The organism is Kitasatospora sp. NPDC001540 (assembly GCF_042894345.1).
Lineage (GTDB): Bacteria > Actinomycetota > Actinomycetes > Streptomycetales > Streptomycetaceae > Kitasatospora > Kitasatospora phosalacinea_C.
Window position 1 is genome coordinate 319,086 of record NZ_JBIAVO010000004.1, and the last position, 24,550, is coordinate 343,635.

General features: G+C 74.7%; 27 protein-coding genes and 1 pseudogene. 11 read left to right on the forward strand and 17 right to left on the reverse strand.

The genetic code is table 11. From position 1 onward, the window contains the following. Positions 1–56 precede the first annotated feature (56 nt). Positions 57–711: pseudogene (locus tag ACFY00_RS08240) on the forward strand (GntR family transcriptional regulator). Positions 712–785: 74 nt separating this feature from the next. On the opposite strand, the gene ACFY00_RS08245 reads toward ACFY00_RS08240, so the two are convergent. From ACFY00_RS08245 to sigE, 5 genes are all read right to left on the reverse strand, one after another. Continuing rightward, positions 786–1,019 (reverse strand): hypothetical protein, encoded by a 234-nt coding sequence (locus tag ACFY00_RS08245; protein WP_388028490.1) that lies wholly within the window; start codon positions 1,017–1,019, stop codon positions 786–788. A gap of 202 nt (positions 1,020–1,221) precedes the next feature. Then, positions 1,222–1,872 (reverse strand): hypothetical protein, encoded by a 651-nt coding sequence (locus ACFY00_RS08250; protein ID WP_388028493.1) that lies wholly within the window; start codon positions 1,870–1,872, stop codon positions 1,222–1,224. A 222-nt stretch (positions 1,873–2,094) separates the two neighbouring features. Continuing rightward, the gene (locus ACFY00_RS08255) at positions 2,095–2,517 is read right to left on the reverse strand and encodes a sec-independent translocase (protein ID WP_388028496.1); all 423 of its coding nucleotides are present in this window, start codon (positions 2,515–2,517) and stop codon (positions 2,095–2,097) included. 132 nt (positions 2,518–2,649) lie between these two features. Continuing rightward, positions 2,650–3,513 carry an anti-sigma factor family protein gene (locus ACFY00_RS08260; protein WP_388028499.1) on the reverse strand — a complete coding sequence of 288 codons (864 nt, stop codon included), beginning with the start codon at positions 3,511–3,513 and terminating at the stop codon, positions 2,650–2,652. Next, on the reverse strand, positions 3,510–4,217 hold the full coding sequence (gene sigE / locus ACFY00_RS08265) for an RNA polymerase sigma factor SigE (RefSeq protein WP_078914669.1): 708 nt from the start codon (positions 4,215–4,217) through the stop codon (positions 3,510–3,512). The genes ACFY00_RS08260 and sigE overlap by 4 nt, the downstream gene beginning before the upstream one ends. Positions 4,218–4,464: 247 nt before the next feature. Here sigE and ACFY00_RS08270 point away from each other — a divergent pair, with 247 nt between their 5' ends. After that, complete coding sequence (locus tag ACFY00_RS08270) at positions 4,465–5,139, forward strand: O-methyltransferase (protein ID WP_388028501.1); 675 nt, start codon at positions 4,465–4,467, stop codon at positions 5,137–5,139. Between the two features lie 152 nt (positions 5,140–5,291). On the opposite strand, the gene ACFY00_RS08275 is transcribed toward ACFY00_RS08270, so the two are convergent. Then, complete coding sequence (locus tag ACFY00_RS08275; RefSeq protein WP_014137929.1) at positions 5,292–5,459, reverse strand: DUF3117 domain-containing protein; 168 nt, start codon at positions 5,457–5,459, stop codon at positions 5,292–5,294. Between the two features lie 292 nt (positions 5,460–5,751). Between ACFY00_RS08275 and ACFY00_RS08280 the strand changes: the two genes are divergently transcribed. Then, positions 5,752–6,552 carry an enoyl-CoA hydratase/isomerase family protein gene (locus ACFY00_RS08280; protein ID WP_388028503.1) on the forward strand — a complete coding sequence of 267 codons (801 nt, stop codon included), beginning with the start codon at positions 5,752–5,754 and terminating at the stop codon, positions 6,550–6,552. 53 nt (positions 6,553–6,605) lie between these two features. Here the strand turns inward: ACFY00_RS08280 and ACFY00_RS08285 are convergent, their stop codons facing one another. Further along, entirely contained in the window at positions 6,606–7,178 is a 573-nt protein-coding gene (locus tag ACFY00_RS08285; protein ID WP_388028505.1) for a DNA-3-methyladenine glycosylase I, read from the reverse strand. Continuing rightward, on the reverse strand, positions 7,175–7,651 hold the full coding sequence (locus ACFY00_RS08290; protein WP_388028506.1) for a DivIVA domain-containing protein: 477 nt from the start codon (positions 7,649–7,651) through the stop codon (positions 7,175–7,177). Before ACFY00_RS08290 ends, ACFY00_RS08285 begins: the two co-directional genes overlap by 4 nt. A 183-nt stretch (positions 7,652–7,834) precedes the next feature. On the opposite strand from ACFY00_RS08290, the gene folP reads away from it, so the two are divergent. Beyond that, entirely contained in the window at positions 7,835–8,647 is an 813-nt protein-coding gene (gene folP / locus ACFY00_RS08295; protein ID WP_388028631.1) for a dihydropteroate synthase, read from the forward strand. 21 nt (positions 8,648–8,668) lie between these two features. On the opposite strand, the gene ACFY00_RS08300 is transcribed toward folP, so the two are convergent. Then, a complete protein-coding gene (locus ACFY00_RS08300; protein ID WP_388028509.1) occupies positions 8,669–9,451 on the reverse strand; it encodes a TIGR00730 family Rossman fold protein in 783 nt (260 codons plus the stop codon). 100 nt (positions 9,452–9,551) lie between these two features. Next, complete coding sequence (gene dapE, locus ACFY00_RS08305) at positions 9,552–10,625, reverse strand: succinyl-diaminopimelate desuccinylase (RefSeq protein ID WP_388028511.1); 1,074 nt, start codon at positions 10,623–10,625, stop codon at positions 9,552–9,554. A 184-nt stretch (positions 10,626–10,809) separates the two neighbouring features. Between dapE and ACFY00_RS08310 the strand changes: the two genes are divergently transcribed. Both ACFY00_RS08310 and ACFY00_RS08315 read left to right on the forward strand, forming a co-directional pair. Further along, a complete protein-coding gene (locus ACFY00_RS08310) occupies positions 10,810–11,778 on the forward strand; it encodes a hypothetical protein (protein ID WP_388028513.1) in 969 nt (322 codons plus the stop codon). 368 nt (positions 11,779–12,146) lie between these two features. Beyond that, positions 12,147–12,872 (forward strand): hypothetical protein, encoded by a 726-nt coding sequence (locus ACFY00_RS08315; protein ID WP_388028514.1) that lies wholly within the window; start codon positions 12,147–12,149, stop codon positions 12,870–12,872. A gap of 70 nt (positions 12,873–12,942) precedes the next feature. On the opposite strand, the gene dapC is transcribed toward ACFY00_RS08315, so the two are convergent. Together dapC and fdxA are read right to left on the reverse strand one after the other, a co-directional pair. Beyond that, the gene (dapC, locus tag ACFY00_RS08320; RefSeq protein ID WP_388028517.1) at positions 12,943–14,088 is read right to left on the reverse strand and encodes a succinyldiaminopimelate transaminase; all 1,146 of its coding nucleotides are present in this window, start codon (positions 14,086–14,088) and stop codon (positions 12,943–12,945) included. A gap of 17 nt (positions 14,089–14,105) precedes the next feature. After that, entirely contained in the window at positions 14,106–14,432 is a 327-nt protein-coding gene (gene fdxA, locus ACFY00_RS08325; protein ID WP_030061559.1) for a ferredoxin, read from the reverse strand. Positions 14,433–14,628: 196 nt separating this feature from the next. Between fdxA and ACFY00_RS08330 the strand changes: the two genes are divergently transcribed. Beyond that, a complete protein-coding gene (locus ACFY00_RS08330) occupies positions 14,629–15,567 on the forward strand; it encodes a GNAT family N-acetyltransferase (protein ID WP_388028520.1) in 939 nt (312 codons plus the stop codon). A 49-nt stretch (positions 15,568–15,616) separates the two neighbouring features. Further along, on the forward strand, positions 15,617–16,486 hold the full coding sequence (locus ACFY00_RS08335) for a transglutaminase family protein (protein WP_388028522.1): 870 nt from the start codon (positions 15,617–15,619) through the stop codon (positions 16,484–16,486). Between the two features lie 232 nt (positions 16,487–16,718). Here the strand turns inward: ACFY00_RS08335 and ACFY00_RS08340 are convergent, their stop codons facing one another. The 5 genes from ACFY00_RS08340 to ACFY00_RS08360 all read right to left on the reverse strand — a co-directional run bounded on the left by ACFY00_RS08340 (position 16,719) and on the right by ACFY00_RS08360 (position 22,604). After that, the gene (locus ACFY00_RS08340; RefSeq protein WP_388028633.1) at positions 16,719–17,357 is read right to left on the reverse strand and encodes a response regulator; all 639 of its coding nucleotides are present in this window, start codon (positions 17,355–17,357) and stop codon (positions 16,719–16,721) included. A gap of 4 nt (positions 17,358–17,361) precedes the next feature. Continuing rightward, on the reverse strand, positions 17,362–18,627 hold the full coding sequence (locus ACFY00_RS08345; protein WP_388028524.1) for a sensor histidine kinase: 1,266 nt from the start codon (positions 18,625–18,627) through the stop codon (positions 17,362–17,364). Between the two features lie 8 nt (positions 18,628–18,635). Beyond that, complete coding sequence (locus ACFY00_RS08350; RefSeq protein WP_388028526.1) at positions 18,636–19,358, reverse strand: ABC transporter permease; 723 nt, start codon at positions 19,356–19,358, stop codon at positions 18,636–18,638. Then, positions 19,355–20,356, reverse strand: coding sequence for an ABC transporter ATP-binding protein (locus ACFY00_RS08355; protein ID WP_388028529.1), 1,002 nt, complete (start codon positions 20,354–20,356; stop codon positions 19,355–19,357). The genes ACFY00_RS08350 and ACFY00_RS08355 overlap by 4 nt, the downstream gene beginning before the upstream one ends. Before the next feature lie 130 nt (positions 20,357–20,486). Next, the gene (locus ACFY00_RS08360) at positions 20,487–22,604 is read right to left on the reverse strand and encodes a prolyl oligopeptidase family serine peptidase (protein WP_388028532.1); all 2,118 of its coding nucleotides are present in this window, start codon (positions 22,602–22,604) and stop codon (positions 20,487–20,489) included. A 243-nt stretch (positions 22,605–22,847) separates the two neighbouring features. Here ACFY00_RS08360 and ACFY00_RS08365 point away from each other — a divergent pair, with 243 nt between their 5' ends. Genes ACFY00_RS08365 through ACFY00_RS08375 form a run of 3 tightly spaced genes read left to right on the forward strand, consistent with a single transcriptional unit; the run spans position 22,848 to position 24,457 of the window. After that, a complete protein-coding gene (locus ACFY00_RS08365) occupies positions 22,848–23,042 on the forward strand; it encodes a DUF2304 family protein (protein ID WP_285734564.1) in 195 nt (64 codons plus the stop codon). A 60-nt stretch (positions 23,043–23,102) separates the two neighbouring features. Beyond that, positions 23,103–23,996, forward strand: coding sequence for an N-acetyl-1-D-myo-inositol-2-amino-2-deoxy-alpha-D-glucopyranoside deacetylase (mshB, locus tag ACFY00_RS08370; RefSeq protein ID WP_388028534.1), 894 nt, complete (start codon positions 23,103–23,105; stop codon positions 23,994–23,996). Then, the gene (locus ACFY00_RS08375) at positions 23,993–24,457 is read left to right on the forward strand and encodes a DUF6113 family protein (RefSeq protein WP_388028536.1); all 465 of its coding nucleotides are present in this window, start codon (positions 23,993–23,995) and stop codon (positions 24,455–24,457) included. Before mshB ends, ACFY00_RS08375 begins: the two co-directional genes overlap by 4 nt. Positions 24,458–24,550: the final 93 nt, after the last annotated feature.

Consider the following 24,550-nt stretch of genomic DNA (forward strand, 5'->3'; position numbering starts at 1 on the left):
CCTGAAGGACCGTGCCGAGCAGCGAGCCGGCTGGGTCGGCGAAGGCGAAGAAGTACCTGCAGATCGCCGATGGCCTGGCCGCAGGGATCAGGGATCAGGGATCAAGGCGGGCACCCTTCGTCCGGGGGAAACGGTGCCGAGCGAAGACGACCTGATGGAGCGTTACGGGGTCGCCTCCGGCACCGTGCGCAACGCCATCGCCGAGCTGCGGACGGCACAGCTCATCGAGACCCGGCACGGGAAGGGCTCCTTCGTCCGCTCCCGCCCCCCGTGCAGCGCAAGTCGTCGGACCGCTTCCGGCGGGCCCACCGCAAGGCGGGCAAGGCGGCTTGCATCGCCGAGACCGAGGCGTCCGGCAGCAAGCCCACGGTCACGGTGCTGTTCATCGGGCCGACCGAGGAGGCGACCTCGTACCTGCCGTGGGACGTGGCGAAGGAGATCCCGGAGCTGTTCGCGGAGAATCCGGGCGGTGGCGGGATCTACCAACGCCTGGAGGACTACGGATTCACGCTCGCCGAGTACGGGGAGACCGTCCGGGCCCGGCTGGCGACCAAGGCCGAGGCGACCGCACTGGCGCTGAGCCCGGGTGCCGCGGTGGTCCGTCTGGTGCGGGAGGCCGTCACCACCGCGGGCCGCGCGGTGGAGGTCCGTGACACGCTCATGGCCGCTGACCAGTTCGTTCTGGACTACCGGTTCGCAGCCACACACTGACGGAGGCTCACGTTCCGACGACTCCTCAACTCCACGGACGGCTCCGGGCACCGCGCCCGGGGCCGTCCACGTGCTCACTCGGGGCGGCGGGCCGGGGGCGTCGCGGCGGCGACGGCGGCGGCCTGGGCCGCAGCGTGCTGGACGGCGGGCGACGGGGCCTGGGAACGGATCGCGGCGGCGATCGCGAGCAGGGCCTCGACCTGGGCGAAGGCGGCGGCCTGCTCGGGGGTGAAGTAGCCGTTGCGGCGCTGGTGGGACTCGGTGAGCAGTTGCCGGGCCGCGCCGACGTGGATGTCGTAGTTGTCCATCGTTCCGTCCCCCTCGGGTCGTGTGGGGGCCCACCGTAGCGGGTGCCGGGCGACGGGGATCCCGGAACCGGGAGGGTGGGCGGGGGTGCCCACGGGGTGTGGACGCGAGGCTGGTCCTCGGGGCCCGGCGGGCGACGGCGACCGGATCGGGCGGCAAGACGACGGCTCGTACCGGTGCTACGGGTAGCGGGCGCCGGGGCGCCTACCGGCCGTCGTACCTGCTCAGGTCGGTGACGGTGGCGAAGCCGACGCCGTACGCGGACACCGAGCGGCCGTAGGCGCCGATCAGCACGCCGGGGGCCTCGCCGGCCAGCACCCAGCCGTGTTCGGACTCGCGGTAGCGGAAGGGCTGCGGGAGGCCGTTGACGGGCAGGGTGAGGGAGGACCAGGCGGGGCCGTCGAGGTCGTCGGCCAGGTCCCAGGCGAGGGCGGACTGCTGGTCGAGCCAGTTCTGCCGCAGGGCGCGGTCGAGGTTTCCGGGCCAGGTCGCGGCGAGCAGGCCGGAGCCGGCCAGCCAGGCGGCGGAGGAGGCGGAGGTGGCCTCCAGGGTGCCGGTGTTGTCGGCGCTGCGGCGCACGCCGCGGCGGGCGACGGTGACGACCACGGCGAAGCGGCGGGTGTCGCGCGGCTCGGGGCCGCGGGCGGGCTCGTCGCCGTGGCCGAGGGTGCCGTAGTCGGGGGGCTGGACGCCGTCGGCGGTGCGCTGGCCGGTGCCGACCTGGCCGAGCCAGCGGCGGCCGGTCCAGCCCTCGTCGAGGCCGTACCAGGGGAAGTCGGCGGCGTGGTAGCCGACCAGCGGGTCGGCGGCGCGGCGGGCGGCGGGGGTGCCTGCCGTACGGTGCGTGACGTCCACTGCGGGCCTCTCCTCTGCTGTGCTCACCGGGCGTTCCATGGTCGCGCACCCGGGCCCCGGCGGCCGGGAGACCGGGCCGGACGCGGCCGGTCGTGACGGAGCCCACGGGGCCCGCCGTCCGGAGGGGCAGTGGACACGATAGCGGCGCGGACGGCGATGCCCCGCCTGCCGGGGCAGGGCGGGGCGTCGTGGGTGTCGTGCGGGGCCGGGCGGGCCCTGGTCTCAGGTCGCGTCGGGGTCGAACGGGGGGCGTTCGCCCGCGGCCAGGGCCGGGCCCGCGCTCGCGGCGGTCGCGGCCTTGGAGAAGTCCACCGAGGCGGTGGGCGTCGGGGTGCGGTCGCCGTTCAGCGCGGACTTGATGTCGACGCTGTCCTTGAGGTCCTTGAGCCCGAGCGGGTCGTCGCCGTCGCCGATCAGCTGCTTGCGGACGAAGGTCTTCGGGTTGAGGTCCTCGAAGTCGAAGTTCTGGAACTCCGGCCCGAGTTCGCTGCGGATGTCCTCCTTCGCGCTGTCCGCGAAGGAGCGGATCTTGCGGATGAAGCCCATCGTGTCCTGGATCAGCTTGGGGAGCTTGTCCGGGCCGAAGATCACGATGGCCATGACGATGATCGTCACGACCTCCAGTCCGCCTATGTCTCCGAACACCTGAACTCCCAGCACCCGACAACGCTGAACCAAGGGTAAACGCGGGCTGCCGCTCCCCCGGCCCCCGGCGGATGAAACCGTGGTAAAGACCACCCGGGTGACCGGCGGCCACGGCGTGCCGGTGAAGGCAGGCTAGCGCAGGAGCTGCCGCGGGTCACCGGTGGGCGTGGGCGTCGCGTCCAGCTGGTAGCGGGCGCGCAGCGGGTAGTCCGGCACGTCCACCGGCTGCTGGGCGTTGACCGGGACGATCGCCCCGCCGACCGGCGTGACGCTGGCGGGCTGCCGGGTGGTGCCCTGGCCCGCGGTGACGCCGCCGACCCCGCCGAGGGTGACGGCCGCGACCGAGAACGCCCCGGCGGCGGCGAACACCAGGCGGCGGCCGCGCGCGGCGGACGGACGGACGGTGGGCAGTTCGCCCAGCGCGGCGGCCAGCGGGCGCGGCAGCGTCTCTGCCGCGGGGCGCGGGGCGGCGGCGGGGCGGGTGCCGAACAGGCCGGCCCGCGGGTCGATGCCGGGTATCGGCGCGTCCGCGCCGAGCGCGCTCCCGCCGAAGCCCGCGCCCCGGCCGAAGGTGCCCCCGGTGAGCCGGCTGCCGCCGAACACTCCGCCGGACCCCGACGGTCCGTCAGGGCCCGGCGCGTCCTCGGGCAGGTCGGCGACCGCCATGAGTCTCGCCATCAGGGCCGCCGACGGGCCGGGCGCGGGGGCCTCGCTGAGCGCGCGCTTGACCGAGCGGGACTGCTCGGCCTCGGCCAGGCAGTCCGGGCAGGTGGCCAGGTGGGCCTGGACCCGCTCGCGGGCGTCGTGGCCCAGCTCGCCGTCCAGGTAGGCGGAGAGCCGGTCGCCCAGGTGGTGCTCCTCGGCCTGCGGCTCGACCGGACGGACCGCCAGCGGGCGCAGCTCGGCGCCCGCCGGGGCCTGCTCGGCCCGGCGCAGCGCCGCCCAGCGCGGACGGCCCGCGGCCGTGTCCGCGCGCTCGGGGGCGCGATCGCTCATGACCCCCTCCGGTCGCTGACGGCCTGCTCGGCGCCGACCGGCACGGGCTCGGCGGAACCGCCCCGGCGCGAACGGCCCGCGGCGGCGTTCGGCGCCCGGTGCTTGAGGGCGGCGCGCAGGTGCGAGCGACCGCGGTGGATCCGGCTGCGGACGGTGCCGAGCTTCACGCCGAGCGTCGCGGCGATCTCCTCGTACGACAGGCCCTCGATGTCGCACAGCACCACGGCGGCCCGGAACTCCGGCGCGAGGGTGTCCAGCGCCTGCTGGACGTCCGCGTCGAAGTGGGTGTCGCTGAAGTGCTGGGCGGGGCTGGGCTCGCGGCTGGCCAGGCGCTCCGCGGCGTCCTCGGCGAGGGCGTCGAAGCGGATCCGCTGGCGGCGGCGCACCATGTCCAGGAACAGGTTGGTGGTGATCCGGTGCAGCCAGCCCTCGAAGGTGCCGGGGGTGTACGTGGACAGCGAGCGGAACACCCGGACGAAGACCTCCTGCGTGAGGTCCTCGGCGTCGTGCTGGTTGCCCGTCAGCCGGTACGCCAGGCGGTAGACGCGGGCGCTGTGCGCCTCGACGATCTCCTCCCAGCTGGGCGGCGTCCAGCTCTGCGCGTCGGGCCCCTCCGCGAAGGACGCGAGCGTGCCGGCGGCCCCGGCCACCGAGTCGTCGGCTGCGGTCGACTTGTCCAGGGGGGAGTGCACAGACTGGTTCATCACGGGCTTCGGCGTACGGATCGACGTGAGGCCGCGGGGGTGCCGCTGCACAGGGACGTCGCCCTCGGCCACACCTCCTCGGTCGGCTCTTCTGCCCAGCAGAGCCACCACCATATCCACCTCACCCGTCAAGCCCGGATAAGAGCCGTCGAACAGCGACCGCCCCGGACGGTCGGGCCGCCCGTAGCAGTTCAACGGCCAGCCGTCGAACGCGGTTCCCGGGCGGCCAGTAGTCTGTCGCTGGAATTTGTCGACTTGGGTCGGCAACGGCGCTCCGGAAGAGGCAGCCATCACCGAGTTCGGGCCCCAGCGAGCGGCCCTCGCCGACACCTACGTCGGCGAGGACGCGGTGCTGACCTACGCCCGGGCCCAGTCGGCCCGCACCGGCATACGCGCGATCGGCCCCAGCGGCGGGGCCGCCCTGCGGCTGCTCGCCGCCGCCCTCGACGCCAAGGCGGTGGTCGAGATCGGCACCGGCACCGGCGTCTCCGGGGTCTACCTGCTGCGCGGCATGCGCGCCGACGGGGTGCTCACCACCGTCGACTCCGAGCCGGTCCGCCAGCAGTACGCCCGCGAGGCGTACCGGGCCGCCGGGTTCCCCGGCAACCGGGCCCGCTGCATCCCCGGCCGCACCCGGGACGTGCTGCCCCGGCTCGCCGACGGCCAGTACGACCTGGTGTTCTGCGACGGCGACCCGGCCGACTCCCGGTTCCACCTGACCGAGGCGCTGCGCCTGCTGCGGCCGCGCGGCGTGGTCTGCTTCGAGGGCGTCTTCCAGGAGGGACGGCTCGCCGAACCCGAGCTCGACGACCCGCAGACCCGCGCCGTGCGCGACCTGGTCGCCGAGATCCGGGAGAGCGACACCCTGCTGCCCGCCCTGCTGCCGGTCTCCGACGGGCTGCTCTGCGCAGTCAAGCGCTGAGGGCCGTCAGGCGCCGAGGCGCCCCGGCGGGTGCGCGCGGGACGGGCCCGGCCGGTGCGCGCGGAACGGGCCCGGCCCCCCGCAGTGGGGGGCCGGGCCCGTCGAGCACCTCGCGGATGAGACCGGGAGATGCGGGGACACCTACCTGCAGATCAGCCGCAGGCCTTCTTGAGGGCCTCGCCCAGAGCGTCCGCCTCGTCCGGCGTCAGCTCCACCACCAGGCGCCCGCCCCCTTCGAGCGGAACTCGCATGATGATGCCCCGCCCCTCTTTGGTGACCTCCAGCGGGCCGTCACCCGTCCGCGGCTTCATGGCCGCCATGCTCGTTCCCCTTCCTGCAACCGTTCAGGTACGCACCGGACGGTCCGTCCACCGCCGGCATCGAACGCATTGATCGGAAGCCATTATCCCGCATGCGACCGCTGGATGACCAACATCACTCTCTGCGCCAAGCCTCGCCAACCAGCCACAAAGCGCCCATTACCTGCCGAAAGCCGCATCCCGCCGCACTCCGACACGCCCGCCGGGGGTGCGGCACCTCACACTCCCCCGCCCGGCCGCGAACCGGCATGCTGGCCCACGACAGCCACCGCGACCCGGGGAGCCCTCACCCATGTCCGACACCGTGCGCTACGAGCGCGACGGCGCCCTCGCCGTCCTCACCATCGACCGCGCCGAGGCGATGAACGCCCTCGACGTCCCCACCAAGGTCGCCCTCCGGGACGCCGTCGCCACCGCCGCGGCCGATCCCGCGGTCCGGGCCGTGCTGCTGACCGGCGCGGGGGAGAAGGCGTTCTGCGTCGGCCAGGACCTCAAGGAGCACGTCGGCCTGCTCCAGCGCCAGCGCGAGACCGGCGAGGGCGCCCTGCGCACCGTCGCCGAGCACTACAACCCGCTGGTCCGCGCGCTGGCCGGGATGCGCAAGCCCACCGTCGCCGCGGTCAACGGCGTCGCCGCGGGCGCCGGGGCCTCGCTCGCCTTCGCCTGCGACTTCCGGGTCCTCGCCGACACCGCGGGCTTCAACACCTCCTTCGCGGGCGTCGCCCTCACCGCCGACTCCGGCGCCTCCTGGACGCTCCCCCGCCTGGTCGGCCACGCCCGCGCCACCGAGCTCCTGATGCTCCCCCGCACCGTCCGCGCCGACGAGGCGCTCGCCCTCGGCCTGGCCACCCGCGTCGTCCCGGCCGCCGAACTCGCCGCCACCGCCCGCGAGTTCGCCCTCACCCTGGCCAACGGCCCGACCGTCGCCTACGGCGCGATCAAGGAGTCCCTCGCCTACGCCGCCTCGCACTCCCTGGACGAACTGCTCGACAAGGAGGACGAACTCCAGACCCTGGCGGGCGAGAGCGAGGACCACCGCATCGCGGTCGACGCCTTCCTCACCAAGCAGAAGCCCGACTTCGTCGGCCGCTGACCGCCCCCGCGGCAGGACCCCGCCCCGCCGGACCCCGGCGGGGCGGCGGCGCGCTAGCGCGCGTGGCAGTCCGCCAGGTGGTCGTTCACCAGCCCGCACGCCTGCATCAGCGCGTACGCGGTGGTCGGGCCGACGAAGCGGAAGCCCGCGCGCTTGAGGGACTTGGCGAGCGCGGTCGACTCCGGGGTGACCGCCGGGACGTCCGCCAGGGTGAGCGGGGCGGGGCGGGTGGCCGGGTCGGGGGCGTGGCTCCAGACCAGGGCGTCGAGTTCGCCGTCGGCGAGGGCGCGGGCGGCCTTGGCGTTGGCGATGGTGGCGAGGACCTTGGCGCGGTTGCGGATGATGCCAGTGTCGTTCAGCAGCCGTTCGACGTCGGTGTCGTCGAACTCCGCGACCGCCGCGGCGTCGAAGCCCCGGAAGGCCGCCCGGAAGCCCTCCCGGCGGCGCAGGATGGTGATCCAGGACAGACCGGACTGGAAGGCCTCCAGGGTGATCCGCTCGAACAGGGCCCGGTCGCCGTGGACCGGGCGGCCCCACTCGGTGTCGTGGTACGCCCGGTAGTCATCGGCCGAGTCGCCCCAGCCGCAGCGCCGCAGCCCGTCCGTCCCGAGGACCGCCCCCGTCACGCGCGGTCGCTCTTCTCGTGCCGCTCGGCGTCCGCGTCCGCGTCCGCGTCGGACTCGTGGGAGGAGAGCACCTCGGCGGTCTCGCCGACCACCGGCCCCTGCGGCTGCTTCTCCAGGACGGTGCTGAAGGACTCCAGCCCGGGCAGCGGGTCGCCGCCGGCGACGGCGGCGGAGCTCTCCACCGAGCCGCGGACCACGCCGACGGCCTCCAGCTCGGCGATCCGGGCGTCGCGGAGGGCGAGTTCCGCGCCGAGGCGGTCGAGCACGTCGTCGACCTCGTCCATCCGGTAGCCGCGCAGCGCCATCGGGAGGCGGAGCTCGTCCACGTCGGTGCGGCTGAGGGCGCGGTCCTGCGGCAGGCGCGCGGAGAGGCGGTCGTGTTCGGCCTCCGGCAGCGTCCCGCCGCCGCCCAGGGCCACCACTGCGGCGCCACCGACCACCAGGGCCATCGCGATCACGATCACCACGAACACGAGCTGTCCTCCGTCAGTTCCCGGCAGTTCCCGGTCGGCTTCGGCCCGCCCGCGGGAGCTACGGTGGGATCATGGTCCCCGTACAGGCCGGGGCCCATCATTGCACCCGGGAGCGCTGAGGAGGAGACACCGGTGGCACTACGCCTCGGCACGCGGGAGTTCGGCCCGGACGAGCTGGTCGTCATGGCGATCGTCAACCGCACCCCGGACTCGTTCTTCGACCGGGGGGCGACCTTCGCGGACGAGGCGGCGTTCGCGGCCGCAGACCGGGCGGTGGCGGAGGGCGCGGCGATCCTGGACATCGGCGGGGTGAAGGCCGGGCCGGGCGAAGAGGTCACCGTGGAGGAGGAGTTGCGCCGCACGGTGCCGTTCGTGGCGGAGCTGCGCAAGCGCCACCCGGACGTGGTGATCAGCGTGGACACCTGGCGGCACGAGGTCGGCGAGGCGGTCTGCGAGGTCGGCGCGGACCTGCTGAACGACGCCTGGGGCGGCTTCGACCCGAAGCTCGCCGAGGCCGCGGCCCGGCACGGCGCGGGCCTGGTGTGCACGCACGCGGGCGGCGCCCGGCCGCGCACCCGCCCGCACCGGGTGGGGTACGAGGACGTGATGGCGGACGTCCTGGCGGTGACCGTCGGCCTGGCCGAGCGGGCGCTCGAACTGGGCGTGCGCCGCGACGGGTTGATCATCGACCCGGGGCACGACTTCGGGAAGAACACCCGGCACTCGCTGGAGGCGACCCGCCGCCTGCCGGAGATGACCGCGACCGGCTTCCCGGTGCTGGTCTCGCTCTCCAACAAGGACTTCGTCGGCGAGACCCTGGACAAGCCGGTGGACGAGCGGCTGCTGGGCACCCTGGCCACCACCGCGGTCTCGGCCTGGCTGGGCGCGCAGGTCTACCGGGTGCACCAGGTCGCCGAGACCCGCCAGGTGCTGGACATGGTGGCCTCGATCCGCGGCACCCGTCCCCCGGCGGTGGCCCGCCGGGGGCTGGCCTGAGTCCGGGCCCCGGCCGCGGCGCTACGCGGGGGTGCCCTTCGGCCCCCGCGCGGCGTCCAGCACCTTGAGGACCTCCGCCACGTCGTCGGTGACGTGGAACAGTTCGAGGTCGGCGGGGTTGGCCTTGCCCTGGGCGACCAGGGTCGACTTGAGCCACTCCACCAGCCCGCCCCAGTAGGCGCTGCCGAACAGGATCACCGGGAAGCGGGTGACCTTCTTCGTCTGCACCAGGGTGAGCGCCTCGAACAGCTCGTCCAGGGTGCCGAGGCCGCCGGGCAGGACCACGAAGCCCTGGGCGTACTTCACGAACATCGTCTTGCGGACGAAGAAGTACCGGAAGTTGAGGCCCAGGTCGACGTACTCGTTGAGGCCCTGCTCGAAGGGCAGCTCGATGCCGAGGCCGACGCTCAGCCCGCCCGCCTCGGTGGCGCCCTTGTTGGCGGCCTCCATCGCGCCGGGGCCGCCGCCGGTGATCACCGCGTAGCCGGCCTCGGCGAGGGCCCGGCCGATCTCCACCCCGGCCTCGTACTCGGGCGAGCCGACCGGCGTCCGGGCGGAGCCGAACACGCTGATGGCGGTGGGGAGTTCGGCCAGGGCGCCGAAGCCCTCGACGAACTCCGAGGTGATCCGCAGCACCCGCCACGGGTCGGTGTGCAACCAGTCGGACGGCCCGGTGGTGTCCAGCAGCCGCTGGTCGGTCGTGCTCGTCTCGACCTGGTCGCGCCGCAGCAGGACGGGGCCCTTGCGCTTCTCGGGCCACGGCTTCTTCGGCCGGCGGACGGGGTCATCTCCGTTGGCTGTCATGACGAAACCCTACGCCCGGCGAGGTGCGATCCGGGGTAAATAACGGCCGTCGCCCAGGCGGGAGTCCGGCGAACCGCACCCGACTCCCGCCCCTCGGCCGCTACCGGGTGAGCCAGTCCCGCATCCGCTGCTCGACCTCGGCGATCGCGCCGAGCGAGCAGTGTTCCTCGCGCTTGTGCGCCAGGTTCGGGTCGCCGGGGCCATAGTTGACGGCGGGGACGCCGTGGGCGGAGAACCGGGCCACGTCCGTCCAGCCGAACTTGGCCCGGGGCTCGCCGCCGATGGCGGCCAGGAAGTCCCGGGCGGCGGGCAGGCCGAGGCCGGGCAGGGCGGCGGGCGAGGCGTCGACGATCTCCAGCTGGTACCCCTCGAAGACCTCGCGCAGGTGCTCCTCGGCCTGCTCCAGGCTGCGGTCGGGGGCGAACCGGAAGGCGACGTGGATCCTGCACTCGTCGGGGATGACGTTCCCGGCGACGCCGCCGTCGATCCGGGTCGCGTTCAGGCCCTCGCGGTACTCCAGGCCGTCGATCTCCACCCGGCGCGGCCGGTACTCGGCCAGCCGCCGCAGCACCTCCGCGGCCTTGTGGATGGCGTTGTCGCCGAGCCAGCTGCGGGCCGCGTGGGCGCGGACGCCGGTGAGCGTGACGTCGGCGCGCAGGCTGCCCTGGCAGCCGCCCTCGACGACGGCGCCGCTGGGCTCCATCAGGACCGCGAAGTCGCCCGCCAGCCAGTCGGGGTGGGTCGCGAACAGGTGGCCGAGGCCGTTGCGGTGGGCCTCCACCTCCTCGCAGTCGTAGAAGACGTAGGTGACGTCCCGGTTGGCCTCGGTGAGGGTGGCGGCGAGCCGCAGCTGCACGGCGACGCCGGACTTCATGTCGGAGGTGCCGCAGCCGTAGAGCAGGTCGCCCTCGACGTGCGAGGGCACGTTGTCGGCGATCGGCACGGTGTCCAGGTGCCCGGCGAGCACCACCCGCTCGTCGCGGCCGAAGTGGGTGCGGGCGACCACGTTGTTGCCGTACCGGTCGACGGTGAGGTGCGGCAGGGCCCGGAGCGCGGCCTCGACGGCGTCCGCGAGGGCGGTCTCCTCACCGCTGACGGACGGGAGGTCGACGAGGCGGGCGGTCAGCGTTCCGCCGTCGAGGGAGAGGTCGAGGGGCGCGTTCGGGCTGCTCATGGCGGTTACCTTATCGATAAGGTGCGGCTCCACCGGTAAGGTCGGCGGCCCGCCGGACCCCCTCCGCGGACGGCCGCGCAACCGGGCGGACCCGTACGGCCGTCCGAGCGGTTACGGTGTCCGCGAACAGCGCGCGCCGGGCCGGGACCGATGCGACGCGATCAGCCACTGAGAGGGGCCACCCGTGACCGAGGACGCCGAGTACGACGCGCAGGACGACGCCGTCCCGCGCCGGCGGCGGCCGTGGCGGCGGGTGCTGGTCGGGCTGGTCGCGCTGGCCGTGGTGGGCGGCCTGGTGGTGTGGCTGAACCGGGACAAGATCACGCCCCCCGACGAGGGCTGCACGGTCACCACCGCGGCGGGCAGCGGCACCCTGGAGCTCCCGGCGGCGGCCAACGCGGCCACCATCACGGCGGTGGCGATGTCCCGCGGCCTGCCGGAGCGGGCGGTGACCATCTCGCTGGCGACGGCCATCCAGGAGTCGAAGCTGCACAACCTGGAGGGCGGCGACCGGGACTCGGTGGGCCTGTTCCAGCAGCGCCCCTCGCAGGGCTGGGGCACGGTCGACCAGATCCTGGACCCGGTGTACGCGACCAACAAGTTCCTGGACGCGCTGGTGAAGGTCAACGGGTACGCGCAGATGCCGCTGACCGACGCCGCCCAGCAGGTGCAGCGCAGCGGCTACCCGCAGGCGTACGCCAAGCACGAGAACAACGCGACGCTGCTCGCCGCGGTGCTGACCGGCCGCGAACCCGCCTCGCTGGACTGCGTGGTGCACCGGCTGCCGGACCCGCACCCGACCGACCCGGCCCAGCCCGTCCCGGACGCGGCCCACCTCTCGGAGCGGGTGCGCCGGGAGTTCGGCAAGGCGGTCGCGGTGGCGGGCGCCGAGAAGGCGGCCAAGGACCCGCGCGAGGTGCTGGCGCTCACCCCGCAGCCGACCGCGAGCACCGCGGGCGCGGGCGGGGCGGGCCAGACCGGCTGGGCGCTGGCGCACTGGTCGGTGGCGCAGGCGGCCGAGCTGGGCGTCGGGCAGGTCGCGTACGACGGCAGGGTGTGGCGGGTGGACAGGCCCGGCGAGGGGTGGAAGCCGCTGGCGGGCGCGCCGTCCGACCGGGTGCTGGTGACGCTGGGTGCGCCGGTCAAGAAGTGAGGCCCGGGCCGCGGTCGGCGGGCGCGCAGCCCTGACGGTGCGTTGACGCACTGGTGTGCGGGTGACCGTCCGCCGGGTGAATCGCGTCAACTCCCGCTGACGGCGGGCCGGTCGGCGGCCGCCCCCGGGACGGTGCGCCGCCGGGGGCCGGAAGCCGCGGCCCCCAAGGGAAGTGACGGTTCTCCGGGATCCGCCGCCCGGCCGGTACTTCCGGAATGCCCGAAAAAGGATCGTCCGATCTTTGCCAACCCTTGACCTTGACCGGCCGAAACCTTCCCGGTGCTCTTGCGGTCATACACGTCGCCCGCCGGGCGGAGCGCCCCGCGCCCCGGCCCGGCGGACCGTCGACCTCACCTCTTAGGAGCACCATGTCCCTCCCCCTCACGCGCCGGATCGCCCAGGCCGCGCTGCTCGTCGCCGCCACCGCGGCGCCGCTCGCAGCCGCGGCGGGCGCCGCCTCCGCCACCGAGGTGGTGCCGCAGACCGACCTGGGTGCCGGCGTGACCAAGCTGGCCGACGTCCCCAACTCGGGCGACGCGGTGCAGGGGGCCACCCACGAGCTGGGCCACGTGGTCGGCACCACCGGTGCCGCGACCCTCGCGGCGGGCGGCCCGGCGGCCGCCGACGCGGCCGGCAACACCGTCGCGCACAACCTGCCGTCCACCGACGACGCGCTGGGCAAGCTCGGCCCGGTCGGCAAGGCCGGCCAGCTGACCGGCTCGCTGGAGACGCTCACCGGCAAGGTCGCCCCGGCGGTCGAGGAGAAGGTCGCCCCGGCGGTCACCGAGAAGGTCCTCCCCGCCACCGACCGGGCCACCGCCACCCCGCTGGCCACCGTCGCCCGCGGCCTGCCCACCGACAAGCTCACCCAGGGCCTGCCCGCCGGCGACAAGCTCGGCCCGGTCACCGGCGCGCTCCACTCGCTGCCGGTCGCGGGCGCCGTCGAGGGCCTGACCGAGCACGAGTCCGCCAACCGCCTCGGCGGCGTGCCCTCGCTCGGCGGCGACAGCCCGCTGGGCGGCCTGACCGGCGTGCTCGGCCCGGTCGGCGGCCTGCTCGGCGGCGTCAAGGGCGGCGGCCTGCCGATCGGCTGACCCCGCGAGCGCGGGACGACGGGAGGGGCGGAGCCGACCGGCTCCGCCCCTCCCGTTCCGCGTCCCGCCGCTACCGCTTGAGCCGCTCCACCGCCGAGGCCACCCGCTCGTCGGTGGCGGTGAACGCCACCCGCACGAACCGGTCGCCCGCCGGGCCGTAGAAGTCGCCGGGCGCCACCAGGACGCCCAGCTCGGCGAGTTCGGCCACCGTCTCCCAGCACGGCCGGTCCTGGGTCGCCCACAGGTACAGGCTCGCCTCGGAGTGCTCGATCCGGAACCCGTACGCCTCCAGCGCGGCCCGCAGGGCGCTGCGCCGCTGGGCGTACCGGGCCCGCTGCTCGGCCACGTGCGCGTCGTCGGCGAGCGCGGCCGCGGTGGCCGCCTGCACCGGCGCGGGCACGATCATGCCGCCGTGCTTGCGGATCTCCAGCAGCTCGCGGACCACCACCGGGTCACCGGCCACGAAGGAGGCCCGGTAGCCCGCCAGGTTGGAGCGCTTGGACAGCGAGTGCACGGCCAGCAGGCCCTCGTGCGAGCCGCCGCAGACCGACGGGTGCAGCACCGACACCGGCTCGGCCTCCCAGCCGAGCTCCAGGTAGCACTCGTCGCTGACCAGCAGCACCCGGTGCTCCCGGGCCCACGCGACGGCGCGGCGCAGCTCGTCCGCGTCCAGCACCCGCCCGGTGGGGTTGGACGGCGAGTTCAGCCACAGCAGCCGGACCTTCGAGCCGTCCAGCTCGCTGACGTCCCCGTACGCGACCGGCTCGGCGCCGCAGAGCAGCGCGCCGACCTCGTACGTGGGGTAGGCCAGCCTCGGGTAGGCGACCTGGTCGCCGGGGCCGAGGCCGAGCTGGCCGGGCAGCCAGGCCACCAGCTCCTTGGAGCCGACGGTCGGCAGGACGGCCTCGGGGCCGACCTCGGCGCCGCAGCGGCGCCCCAGCCAGCCCGCGATCGCGTCGCGCAGCGACAGCGGGCCCCACACGGTGGGGTAGCCGGGCGTGTCGGTGTGCGCGGCCAGCGCCCGCTGGACCAGCTCGGGCACCGGGTCCACCGGGGTGCCGACGGAGAAGTCGCAGAGCCCGTCCGGGTGCGCCTGGGCGGTGCGCTTGTACGGTTCGAGCTTGTCCCACGGGAAGACCGGCAGGCGGTCGGAGACGCGGCGCGCCGCCCCCGGGTGGCCCGGGAACGGCGCGCGCGTGCTGTCGTTGGTGCTCACAGCGTGGATGCCACCGATCAGTGGTCGGCGTTCTGCGGGGGCAGTGCCGCGATGAACGGGTGGTCACGCTCGATCAGGCCGAGCTTGGAGGCGCCGCCGGGCGAGCCCAGGTCGTCGAAGAACTCGACGTTCGCCTTGTAGTAGTCCTTCCACTCCTCCGGGGTGTCGTCCTCGTAGAAGATCGCCTCGACCGGGCAGACCGGTTCGCAGGCGCCACAGTCCACGCACTCGTCCGGGTGGATGTAGAGGGAGCGCTCGCCTTCGTAGATGCAGTCCACGGGGCACTCTTCGATGCACGCCTTGTCCTTGACGTCGACACAAGGCTGCGCGATGACGTAGGTCACGCTGTCGTTCCTCCTCGGAAGGGCTGCCGCCCTACTGTTTACTCGGTCGCGCTTTGCGCGCGGCGTCGTCGATGCCCGCCCCTAGTATCGCGGGTCGGGGGGCGCAAATGCACAGGAGGTGCGGTTGATGGTCGGCCCGGAGCCGTGGAAGGCCCGTCCGGAGGTCCGGATGGGCCCGTCTGACGTGGGACGACGCGTGTCGGTCCGGCGTGTCGACGGCGTGGCGGAGGGCCGTCCGGTGTTCCGCGATGTGATCGGCGTGCTCACCTCGTGGGACGGCGACGGGTTGACGGTCGAGCCGCGCACCGGCGCGCCGGTGCGCTTCGCGGCCGAACTGCTGGTGGCCGGCAAGCCCGTCCCGCCGTTCCCGGCCCGCCGCGCCGCCGCGCCCGCCGTCGACCCGCTCGACCTGCAGCGCACCGCCGCCCGCTCCTGGCCCGCCGTCGAGCAGGAGCCGCTGGGCGAGTGGACACTGCGCGCCTCGTCCGGGTTCACCCGCCGGGCCAACTCGGTGCAGGCGCTGGGCGATCCGGGCCTGCCGCTGCCCGCGGCGCTGGAGCGGGTGCGCGAGTGGTACGCGGCCCGTTCGCTGCCCGCGTACGTCGAGGTGGTCTCCCCCGGCTCGCCGCCCGCGCTCGCCGCCGAACTGGACCGGCTCGGCGCGGCCCTGGCCCCGACCCTGGTGCGCACCGCCCCGCTCGGCGAACTGGCCCGCGCCGGCCGCCCCGCGGACGTCCGGCTCTCCCGCACCGCCGGGCCCGAGTGGCTGGCGCTGTACCGCCGGGTGGGCGGCGACCCCGCCCTGGAGGCGGCCGCCACCGCGGTGCTGCACGGCGGCCCCTCGGTCTGGTTCGCCCGGGTCGAGGGTCCGGACGGCGCCCCACTGGCCATCGGCCGGCTCGCCGTGGACGGCCCGTGGGCCTGCTTCGGCGCGGTCGAGGTCGCCCCGGTCGCCCGCCGCCGCGGCCTGGCCACCGCCGTGATGGCCGCGCTCGCCGCCCGCGCCGCCGAGGAGGGCGCCACCGGCGGCTACCTGCAGGTCGAGGCCGACAACGGGGGCGCGATCGAGCTGTACGACCGGCTGGGCTTCACGACCAGTCACACTTACCACTACGCCCGCCTTCCCCAGCGGTAGCGTGCACCACCTGAAGTGAGCCACGACCGCTGCTGAACCGAAGGCCGCAGTGACCGAGCAGAGCAGAACCCGCTTCCGCACCGAAGCCCGGGGCGAACACCCCGACCCGGTGCTGCTGTGCCTGCTCGCCGCCGCCGAGCACACCCTCGGCGATCCCGGCGACAGTGCCCGACAGCCGTCCCTGGAGGAACTCCTGACGGCCTGCCAGGCTGCCCTGGACCGGCACGCCGCGGCCATTCGCCAGGCCGTCGCCGAGCGCCGTCCGAACGGGCCGGAGGAGACCGCCGCGCTGCTCGCGGCGGTGCTCGGCGGCCGCGAGCGCTTCCACGGCCGCCAGTCCGACTACCTGCGGCTGGAGTCCTCGCTGCTGCCGGAGGTGCTGCGGCGCCGCCGCGGGCTGCCGATCATGCTCGCGCTGGTCTGGCAGGCGGTGGCCGCCCGGGCCGGGCTGACCGTGCACGGCATCGCCCTGCCCGGCCACTTCATCGTCGCGGTCGGCGACCCGGCGGGCGGCGACGAGTACGTCCTCGCGGACCCGTTCCACGGCGGCCGGCTCCTCGACGTCCCCGACGTGGAACGCCTGGTCGCCGCCTCCGGCCACCTCTTCACCCCCGAACTCCTCACCCCGGCCCAGCCCCTGGACACCGTGCTGCGCGTCCTGGGCAACATCCGCCGCTGGGCCGCCGACCGCCCCGAACACGCCCGCACCCAGCTCTGGGCCACCGAACTCGCCCTGCTGCTCCCCCGCCACCCCGCGCAACTGCGGCTCGAACGGGCCGAGTTGCTCGTCAAGACCGGCGACTTCCTGGCCGGCGCCGCCGAGATGGAGTCCTACGCGAAGATCCTCGACGCCTTCGACCCGGAGAGCGCGGCGAAGGTCCGCCTGGAGGCGAGGTCGGCCCGCCACCGCCTCAACTGAACGCACAGCGGCCGCAGATGGGGGCGCAAAGGGCTCCCGAGCAGCCGGTGCAGATGGGGGCGCGGGGAACTGCGCGACCAGCCGTGCACCCACCGCAAGATCGCCAAAAGGGGGCACCTCCCAGCCCCCTGGGGCTGGGGGAGCAACTCGCCGCCCTGCATCGCGATCCGGCTGGCGTGCACGTGGCTGGGCGCGCAGTTCCTCGCGCCCCTGGTCTCGCTCTCCGTCCCCCTTACAGCCAGCCCTTCTCCCGCGCGATCCGCACCGCCTCCGCCCGGTTGCGGGCCGCCGTCTTCTGGATCGCCATCGACAGGTAGTTGCGCACCGTCCCCTCGGAGAGGTGCAGCCGGGCCGCGATGTCCGCGTTCACCGCGCCGTCCGCCGCCGCGGCCAGCACGTCGCGCTCGCGGCCGGTGAGCGGGTTGGCCCCCTCCGAGAGGGCGGCCGCGGCGAGCGTGGGGTCGATGACCTTCTCGCCGCGCAGCACCCGCCTGATCGCTTCGGCGAGTTCCGCGGCGGGTGCGTCCTTGACCAGGAAGGCGTCGGCCCCGGACTCCATCGCCCGGCGCAGGTAGCCGGGCCGTCCGAAGGTGGTGGCGATGACGACCTTGGTCCGCGGCCGGGCCCGCCGGACCTCCGCGCAGGCGTCGATGCCGGTCATGCCGGGCATCTCGATGTCGAGGACGGCGACGTCCACCTGGTGCTCCGTCACCGCCGCCGCGACCTCGTCGCCGCGGGAGACCTGGGCGACCACCTCCAGGTCGTCCTCCAGCGAGAGCAGCGCGGCGAGCGCCTCCCGCACCATGCCCTGGTCCTCGGCGAGCAGCACTCGCACCGGTCGTCCACCCGTTCCGTCCGTCACGTCGGGCAGCCTATTACCGTTCCCCGCCCGGGCGTTCCCCGCCAGCGTGTTCCCCGCTGGGGCCGGGCCGCAGCGGGACGAGGGCGCGCAGCCGGAAACCCCGGCCGCGGTCGGCGGGGCCGGTCCGCAGGCGTCCGCCGACCTGCTCCAGGCGCTCGCCGAGGCCCGAGAGGCCGTTCCCGGCACCGGACTTGCCCGGTCCGGCGCCGTTGTCGACGACCTCCAGGACGGCGTAGCGGCCGTCCTCCTCCCAGGTCTCGTCGAGGTGGACGGTGCACCGGGTGGCCCCGGCGCCGTGCCGGACGACGTTGGTGACGGCCTCGCGCAGCGCCCAGGCGAGCACGCCGGACTCCTCGGCGGCGAGGCCGGGGCGCTCCTCGGCGAGCCGGGGGTCGGCGTCGAGTTCGATCTGGCTGGCGGCCAACGCCGTTCGGGCGGCGGCGAGTTCGACCGGAAGGGTGGGGCGGCGGAAGCCGCTGACCGCGCTGCGGACGTCGGCGAGGGACTGCCGGGCGACCTGCTCGATGTCGGCGACCTGGGCGCGGGCGGCGTCGGTCTTCCCGGCGTCCATCAGGCGTCCGGTGAGTTCGCCCTTGATGGCGATCAGCGAGAGCGAGTGGCCGAGCAGGTCGTGCAGGTCGCGGGCCAGGCGCAGCCGTTCCTCGGAGGCGGCGAGGTGGGCGACGGCGGCCCGGGCCTCGCGCAGTTCGCGCATGGTGGCGACCAGGCGCTGCATGGCGAGCATGGCGAGTCCGGCCATCAGGCAGGGCAGGCCGATGCTGACCAGGGTCTCGGCGTCGGCGCGGCTGGTGATCCCGACGACGGCGAAGACGCCGGTGGTGGCGAGGACGCCGACCAGGCCGTAGCGGCCGGGGAGGATCACCGAGGCGCACACCGAGGTGTACGTGAACAGGGTCAGCCAGGACTCGCCCAGGGCGTACGAGGTGGTGACGGCGATCACGGCCATCAGCGCGAGCGGCAGGTAGCGCCTGGCGTGCCGGAAGCCCGGGTGGTTGCGGATCACGATCAGCGACAGGTAGCAGGCCAGGAAGACCACCAGCGCGACGCCCCCGGCGACGCTCGCCGCCGGGGAGTGCTGCCCCGTCGTCAGGTCCTGGACGGGGTAGGCCAGGTAGAGTGCCCAGATGGACGTCCAGGCGAGCTTGGCCAGCAGTTGCCGGCGGGTGTCGACGGGCGCGCCGGGGTACGTGGTCCAACGGCCGTCCGGCCCGACCTCCCCGTCCTGGTCGGGGTGGCGGGCCGGTGCGGTGTTCTGCATGCGGGCCATCATGCCCGTCGCGCGTCCTTGCGGTACAGGTAGGCCGCGGCGGCGGTGAAGAGCGCCAGGAAGGCGGCCAGCGCGGCGATCGGGAGGCCCGCCACGCCCCCGCCGTGGACGAACGAGGCCAGCTGGTTGTAGTCGTAGACCGGGTTGAACCGGGCGTAGGCCTTCAGCGAGTCGCTGACCGGGAACCAGGTGCCGCCGAACAGCGCCATCAGCATGTAGACGATCATCACCACGGGTTGGACGGCGTCCGGTTCGGCGGCGTAGCCGAGGGCGACGCCGAGCGCGGCGAAGACGAAGCTGCCGAGCCACAGGGCGGCGGCCAGGCCGAGCCACTGGACGGCGGGGAGGTCGACGCCCTCGATCGCGCCGATCGCGAAGACCACGGCGATCGCGGGCAGCGTGGTGACCGCGCAGGCGGCGATCTTGCCGAGGGTGTAGGCGCGTCCGGGCAGGGCGGTGAGCCGCAGTTGGCGGGTCCAGCCGCTCTTGCGCTCCAGCGAGATGCGCTGCGCGGAGCCGGTCAGGACGGCGCCGACCGCGCCGAAGGTGGCCATCGAGACCATGAAGTACGACTTCGCGGCGACCCCGTTCGCCACCGTGCCGCCGTTGCCGTAGGCGCTGATGAAGAAGACGTACAGCAGGGCGGGGTAGAGCACGGTGAACATCAGGTACCGCTTGTTGCGCAGGGTGCGCAGGATCTCCAGCCGGACCAGGGTGATCATCGGACGTACTCCTCTTCGCTCTCGCTGCGGCTCTCGGCGCGGTCGGCCTGCTCGGCCAGGTCCTGCTCGCCGGTGATGGTCAGGAAGGCCTGCTCCAGGCCGAGGCTGGTGACCTCCAGCCCGCGCGGGTAGTAGCCCGCCGCGTAGAGCGCGGCGACGCCCGCGTCGGCGTCGGCGGAGCGGATCCGGACGGTGCGCACGCCGTCGGCGCGGGTGCTGACGTCGAGCCCGACGGTGCCGGGCAGGGCGCGCAGCACCGCCTCGTCGAAGTCGGAGCCGGAGGCGGCGCCGTCGGCGGGGTGGAGCTCGAAGCCGATCCGTCGGGCGCCGGCCCGGGCCTTGATCTCGGCGGAGGAGCCGTCGGCGATCAGCCGGCCCTTGTGCAGGACGAGGACGCGGTCGGCGACGGAGTCGGCCTCCTCCAGGTAGTGGGTGGCGAACAGCACGGTGCGTCCGGCGTCGGCCTGGGCGCGCATGGCCTCCCAGAACTGGCGGCGGACCGAGACGTCCATGCCGGTGGTGGGCTCGTCCAGGACGATCAGGTCGTTGGCCCCGGCCACCGCGAGGGCGAAGCGGACGCGCTGCTCCTGGCCGCCGGAGAGCTTGTCGACCCGGCGGTCGGCGAGTTCGGTGATCCCGGCGGTGGCCAGCACCTGGTCGACGCCGTGGCCGCGGGGGTGGACCTTGCAGGCCAGTTCGACGATCTCGCGGACCTTGACGTCGCTCATCAGGCCGCCGCTCTGCAGCATCGCGCCGACCCGGCCGGCCGTGATCGCGGCCCGCGGGGTGCCGCCGAACAGCTCGACGGTGCCGCTGTCGGGCTCGCGCAGGCCCAGCAGCAGGTCGAGGCTGCTGGACTTGCCCGCGCCGTTGGGGCCGAGCAGGGCGACCGTCTCGCCCGGTCGCAGCACCAGGTCGAGGCCGTTCACCGCCTTCACCCGGCCGTAGCTCTTGCTGACGTTCCGGAAGGCCGCGACCTCCCCCGTTCCCGTCGTCATCTGAACCAAGTCCCTTCGAGAGCCGTTCTCTCCGACTCCTCAAGGCTCCCCGGAACGGGGGTGTCCGCGGCAGTGCCCGCCGTCGTGACCTCCGCATGACGGATGTCACGGCCCGGGCGGTGACCGGCCGTCACAGCAGGCCGAGCGACTCCTTCAGGAAGCGGACCTGGAGCAGCAGCAGGTTCTCCGCGACCTGCTCCTGCGGGGTCATGTGGGTCACCCCGGACAGCGGCAGCACGGTGTGCGGGCGCCTGGCGGCGAGCAGCGCGGTGGACAGCCGCAGGCTGTGCGCGACCACCACGTTGTCGTCGGCGAGGCCGTGCACGACCATCAGCGGCCGGCGCAGCGAAGGGGCCATCTCCACCAGCGAGTTGGCCCGGTAGACCTCGGGCTCGGTGTTCGGGTCGCCGTAGTAGCGCTCGGTGTAGTGGGTGTCGTACAGGTCGTGCTCGGTGACGGGCGCGCCGGCCACCGCGGCGTGGAAGACCTCCGGTGCGCGGAGCACCGCGGCGGCGGCCAGGTAGCCGCCGTACGACCAGCCGCGGATCGCGACCCTGGCCAGGTCGAGCGGGAACTGCTCGGCGAGCGCGTGCAGTGCGTCGACCTGGTCCTGGACGGAGACCTCGGCGGTGCGCCGGTTGATCGACTTCTCCCAGCCGGGGCTGTGCCCGGGGGTGCCGCGCCCGTCGGCGACGATCACCGCGAAGCCCTGGTCGGCGAACCACTGCGAGACCAGGTGCGGGTTGTGCGCCTGCACCACCCGCTGCCCGTGCGGGCCGCCGTACGGGTCCATCAGGACGGGCAGCGCGCCGTCGACGTCGGGGTCGTAGCCGGTGGGCAACAGCACCGCGCAGGGGATCCGCCGCTCGCCCGCGAAGCGGAACACCGGCCGGGCGGTGATCAGCGGGGTGGCCGCGTGCGAGGCGACGACCAGCGGTTCGGCGCCCTCGCGGTGCACGGTGACGGTGGTGCCGGGGCGCATCGGGTCGGCGGTGGTGAGCACGGTGGTGCCCGCGCCGCGCACCGCGCCGAGCGCGCCGTCGCCGACCTCCCGCACGCCGTCCGGCCCGGCCTCGAAGACGCCCAGCCAGCCGGGCGGGCGGCGCTCGAACTCGGCGGCCCCGGCGGAGGCGGTGAACAGCACGCTCCCGCCGTCGGTGCCGAGCACCGAGCGGACGTGCAGTCCGGCGTCGGTGAGCGCCTTCTCGCCGACGGTCAGCACCCGCGCGCCGTCCCGGTCGGTGATCCGCACCAGCTGCCCGTCGGCCCGGCGCACCGGCACGCCGTCGAACAGCTCCAGCCAGTCCGGGTCCCGCTCGGTGACCAGCACGGTGGTGGCGCCGGTGGCGGGGTCGGCCTCCAGGACCAGCTGTTCGCGCTGGTCGCGGGCCTGCACCTGGAGCAGCGGCGGCCCGCCCGCCGACCAGTGCACCCGGGCCAGGTACGGGTACGCCGCCCGGTCCCAGCGGATCTCGGTGCGGGTGCCGTCCAGGCCGAGCAGCCAGAGCCCGACCTCGGCGTTGGGCGTCCCGGCCGCCGGGTAGGCGACCTCGACCGGCGGGCGGCCGGGGTTGGCCGGGTCGGCGATCCACCAGCGGCGCACCGGGGTGTCGTCGACCCGGGCGGCCAGCAGCGCGCTGCCGTCGGGGGCCCACCAGTGGCCGCGGTCGCGGCCCATCTCCTCCTGGGCGATGAACTCGGCCTGTCCCCAGCTGATCCCGTCCGCCTCCGGCCCGGCCAGCAGCCGGTCGCCGCTGCCGTCGGCGGCGCTCACCCGCAGCTCGCCGCCGGGGGTGGCGTAGGCGACGTGGGTGCCGTCGGGGCTGGGCCGCGGGTCCAGCAGCGGGGTGGCGGCGGGCAGTTCACGGGCCGCTCCGCTGATGGTGTCGACCGCGAACAGCCGCCCGGAGAGCGCGAAGGCGGCGGTGCGGGCGGCCGCGTCCAGGGCGTAGCCGACGATCCCGGCGGAGGTCTCCCGGCTGCGCTCGCGGCGGGCCCGCTCGGCGGCGGACAGCTCCTCCGCGCCGCCGCCGAGCAGCGCCTCGGGGTCGGCGAGCACGCTCTCGGCGCCGGTGGCCACGTCGAGGCGCCACAGCAGGTTGGCCGGGCTGCCCCCGCCGCGGGAGCGCAGGAACAGCACCCGCGCGCCGTCCGGGGAGACGCTGAACGAGCGGGGCGCGCCCGCGGTGAACCGCCCGGTGCGGGCGTACTGCCGGGGGAAGGTGTCGTGCGGCTTCTCGGTCGTCATGGGCCGACCCTACGGCCCCGGGCCCCGGTGATCACCCGGACGGCGCAGCTCACCCGAACGGCGGCGTACGGCCGTTCGGAGGGCCGCTGACCGGGGGCGGAGCGGACGGCGCGGGGGTGCGCGACACCCCGGGCCGGGTTACGGAACGTCATGCGGGCGTCACTGTTCGGGTATCAGTTGACCAACGTCCCACCCGCCGCCCCGTCCCCGGGGCGGCGCACCCGAGAAGGGGTGTGAGCCGTCATGGCTTTGTCCGTCTCCGCCGTCCTGCTGATGCTGGTCGTGGTCGTGGTCCTGGTCCGCCGGTCGAACCTGAAACTGAGCCACGCGCTGGTGTGCGCGCTGCTCGGCTTCTACCTGGCGGGCAGCTCGATCGCACCGTCGATCCAGCAGGTGACGGCCAACCTGGCCGGGATGCTCAACGGGATCAACCTCTAGCGGCCCGCGCGTCCGGCCTGCCCGGGGCGTCCCCCCGGGCAGGCCGTTAAGCTGCCGGGCATGACCTCCGTACCCCCGGCCGACGCGCGCGGGCTGCTGCTGGTGCACGCCCACCCCGACGACGAGTCGATCAACAACGGCTCGACCATGGCCCGGTACGCGGCCGAGGGCGTCCGGGTCACGCTGGTGACCTGCACGCTGGGCGAGGGCGGGGAGGTGATCCCGCCGGAGCTGGCACACCTGGCGCAGGACCGCGACAACACCCTGGGCAAGCACCGGATCGGCGAACTCGCCGCCGCGATGCGCGAGTTGGGCGTCACCGACCACCGCTTCCTGGGCGGCCCGGGCCGCTGGCGGGACTCCGGGATGATGGGCGTCCCGGACAACGACGACCCGTCCTGCTTCTGGCGGGCGGACGTGGACGAGGCGGCCGGCCTGCTGGCCGGGGTGATCCGCGAGGTCCGGCCGCAGGTGCTGGTGACGTACGACGAGAGGGGCGGCTACGGCCACCCCGACCACATCCAGGCGCACCGGGTGGCGCTGCGCGGCCACGAGCTGGCCGCCGACCCGGCGTTCCGCCCGGAGCTGGGCGAGCCCTGGCGGATCGCCAAGGTCTACTACAACCGGATGCCCCGTTCGGTGATCGAGGCCGCGCTCGCCGGAACGGCCGCCGAGGCGCCGTTCGGGGGCACCGCGCCGGTCGACCAGATCCCCGGCGTGGTGGACGACCGGCTGGTCACCACCGTCCTGGACAACGCCGCGCACGCCGCGGCGAAGGCCGCCGCGATGCGGGCGCACGCCACCCAGGTCACCGTGGACGGCTCCGGCCGCCACTTCGCGCTCAGCAACGGCCTCGGGCAGCCGCTGCTGGCCACCGAGTACTACGAGCTGGTGCGCGGCGCGCTCGGCCCCGGCGGCCCGGAGACCGACCTGTTCGCGGGGGTGGAGCGGTGAAGCCCCTGAACGTCCCGCACGCCCTGCTCGGCACCCGCGCGCAGCGCCTGGCCGAGCCGCTGCCGCCGCGCGGCCTGCGGGTCGCCGCGTACGTCGTGCTGTTCCTGCTCGGCGCCGCGGTGTCGGTGTGCGGAGCTTTCGTGCAGACCCTGTGGGGCGGCTTCGGCGTGCTGCTGGCGCTGGCGGCCTGCGGCGGGCTGTTCTACGGGGGGCTGCGGGCGACCGGCACCAAGCTCGGCGCGGGGTGCGCGCTGGGCGGCTGGTTCGTGGTGCTGGCGGTGCTGCTGGCGCCCCGCCCGGAGGGTGACCTGGTGCTCTCCGCGACGGCGTCCGCTTACCTGTACCTGTTCGGCGGGGCGCTGCTCGGGGTGGTCTGCGCGACCCTGCCGACCCGCTCCGGGTTCCTGTTCGGCGCACCGGCGCCGGAACCCCGACGGGCCGTCAAGGACGGCGACCGCTAGCGCATAGCGGGGCGATCCGGACCATCGGGATCCACCGGTCGTCCGACGGCCCGGATGCCTTGTCGGTAAGGTGGTGCCCCGGCGGGCCACCCC

Coding starts and splice junctions, on each gene's coding strand:
- mshB (WP_388028534.1), top strand. CDS start 23,103: ATGACCTCCGTACCCCCGGCCGACGCGCGCGGGCTGCTGCTGGTGCAC.
- sigE (WP_078914669.1), bottom strand. CDS start 4,217: ATGAACCAGTCTGTGCACTCCCCCCTGGACAAGTCGACCGCAGCCGAC.
- ACFY00_RS08300 (WP_388028509.1), bottom strand. CDS start 9,451: ATGACAGCCAACGGAGATGACCCCGTCCGCCGGCCGAAGAAGCCGTGG.
- ACFY00_RS08350 (WP_388028526.1), bottom strand. CDS start 19,358: ATGATCACCCTGGTCCGGCTGGAGATCCTGCGCACCCTGCGCAACAAG.
- ACFY00_RS08275 (WP_014137929.1), bottom strand. CDS start 5,459: ATGGCGGCCATGAAGCCGCGGACGGGTGACGGCCCGCTGGAGGTCACC.
- dapE (WP_388028511.1), bottom strand. CDS start 10,625: ATGAGCAGCCCGAACGCGCCCCTCGACCTCTCCCTCGACGGCGGAACG.
- folP (WP_388028631.1), top strand. CDS start 7,835: ATGGCGATCGTCAACCGCACCCCGGACTCGTTCTTCGACCGGGGGGCG.
- ACFY00_RS08245 (WP_388028490.1), bottom strand. CDS start 1,019: ATGGACAACTACGACATCCACGTCGGCGCGGCCCGGCAACTGCTCACC.
- ACFY00_RS08260 (WP_388028499.1), bottom strand. CDS start 3,513: ATGAGCGATCGCGCCCCCGAGCGCGCGGACACGGCCGCGGGCCGTCCG.
- ACFY00_RS08345 (WP_388028524.1), bottom strand. CDS start 18,627: ATGCAGAACACCGCACCGGCCCGCCACCCCGACCAGGACGGGGAGGTC.
- ACFY00_RS08355 (WP_388028529.1), bottom strand. CDS start 20,356: ATGACGACGGGAACGGGGGAGGTCGCGGCCTTCCGGAACGTCAGCAAG.
- ACFY00_RS08365 (WP_285734564.1), top strand. CDS start 22,848: ATGGCTTTGTCCGTCTCCGCCGTCCTGCTGATGCTGGTCGTGGTCGTG.
- ACFY00_RS08360 (WP_388028532.1), bottom strand. CDS start 22,604: ATGACGACCGAGAAGCCGCACGACACCTTCCCCCGGCAGTACGCCCGC.
- ACFY00_RS08315 (WP_388028514.1), top strand. CDS start 12,147: ATGTCCCTCCCCCTCACGCGCCGGATCGCCCAGGCCGCGCTGCTCGTC.
- ACFY00_RS08280 (WP_388028503.1), top strand. CDS start 5,752: ATGTCCGACACCGTGCGCTACGAGCGCGACGGCGCCCTCGCCGTCCTC.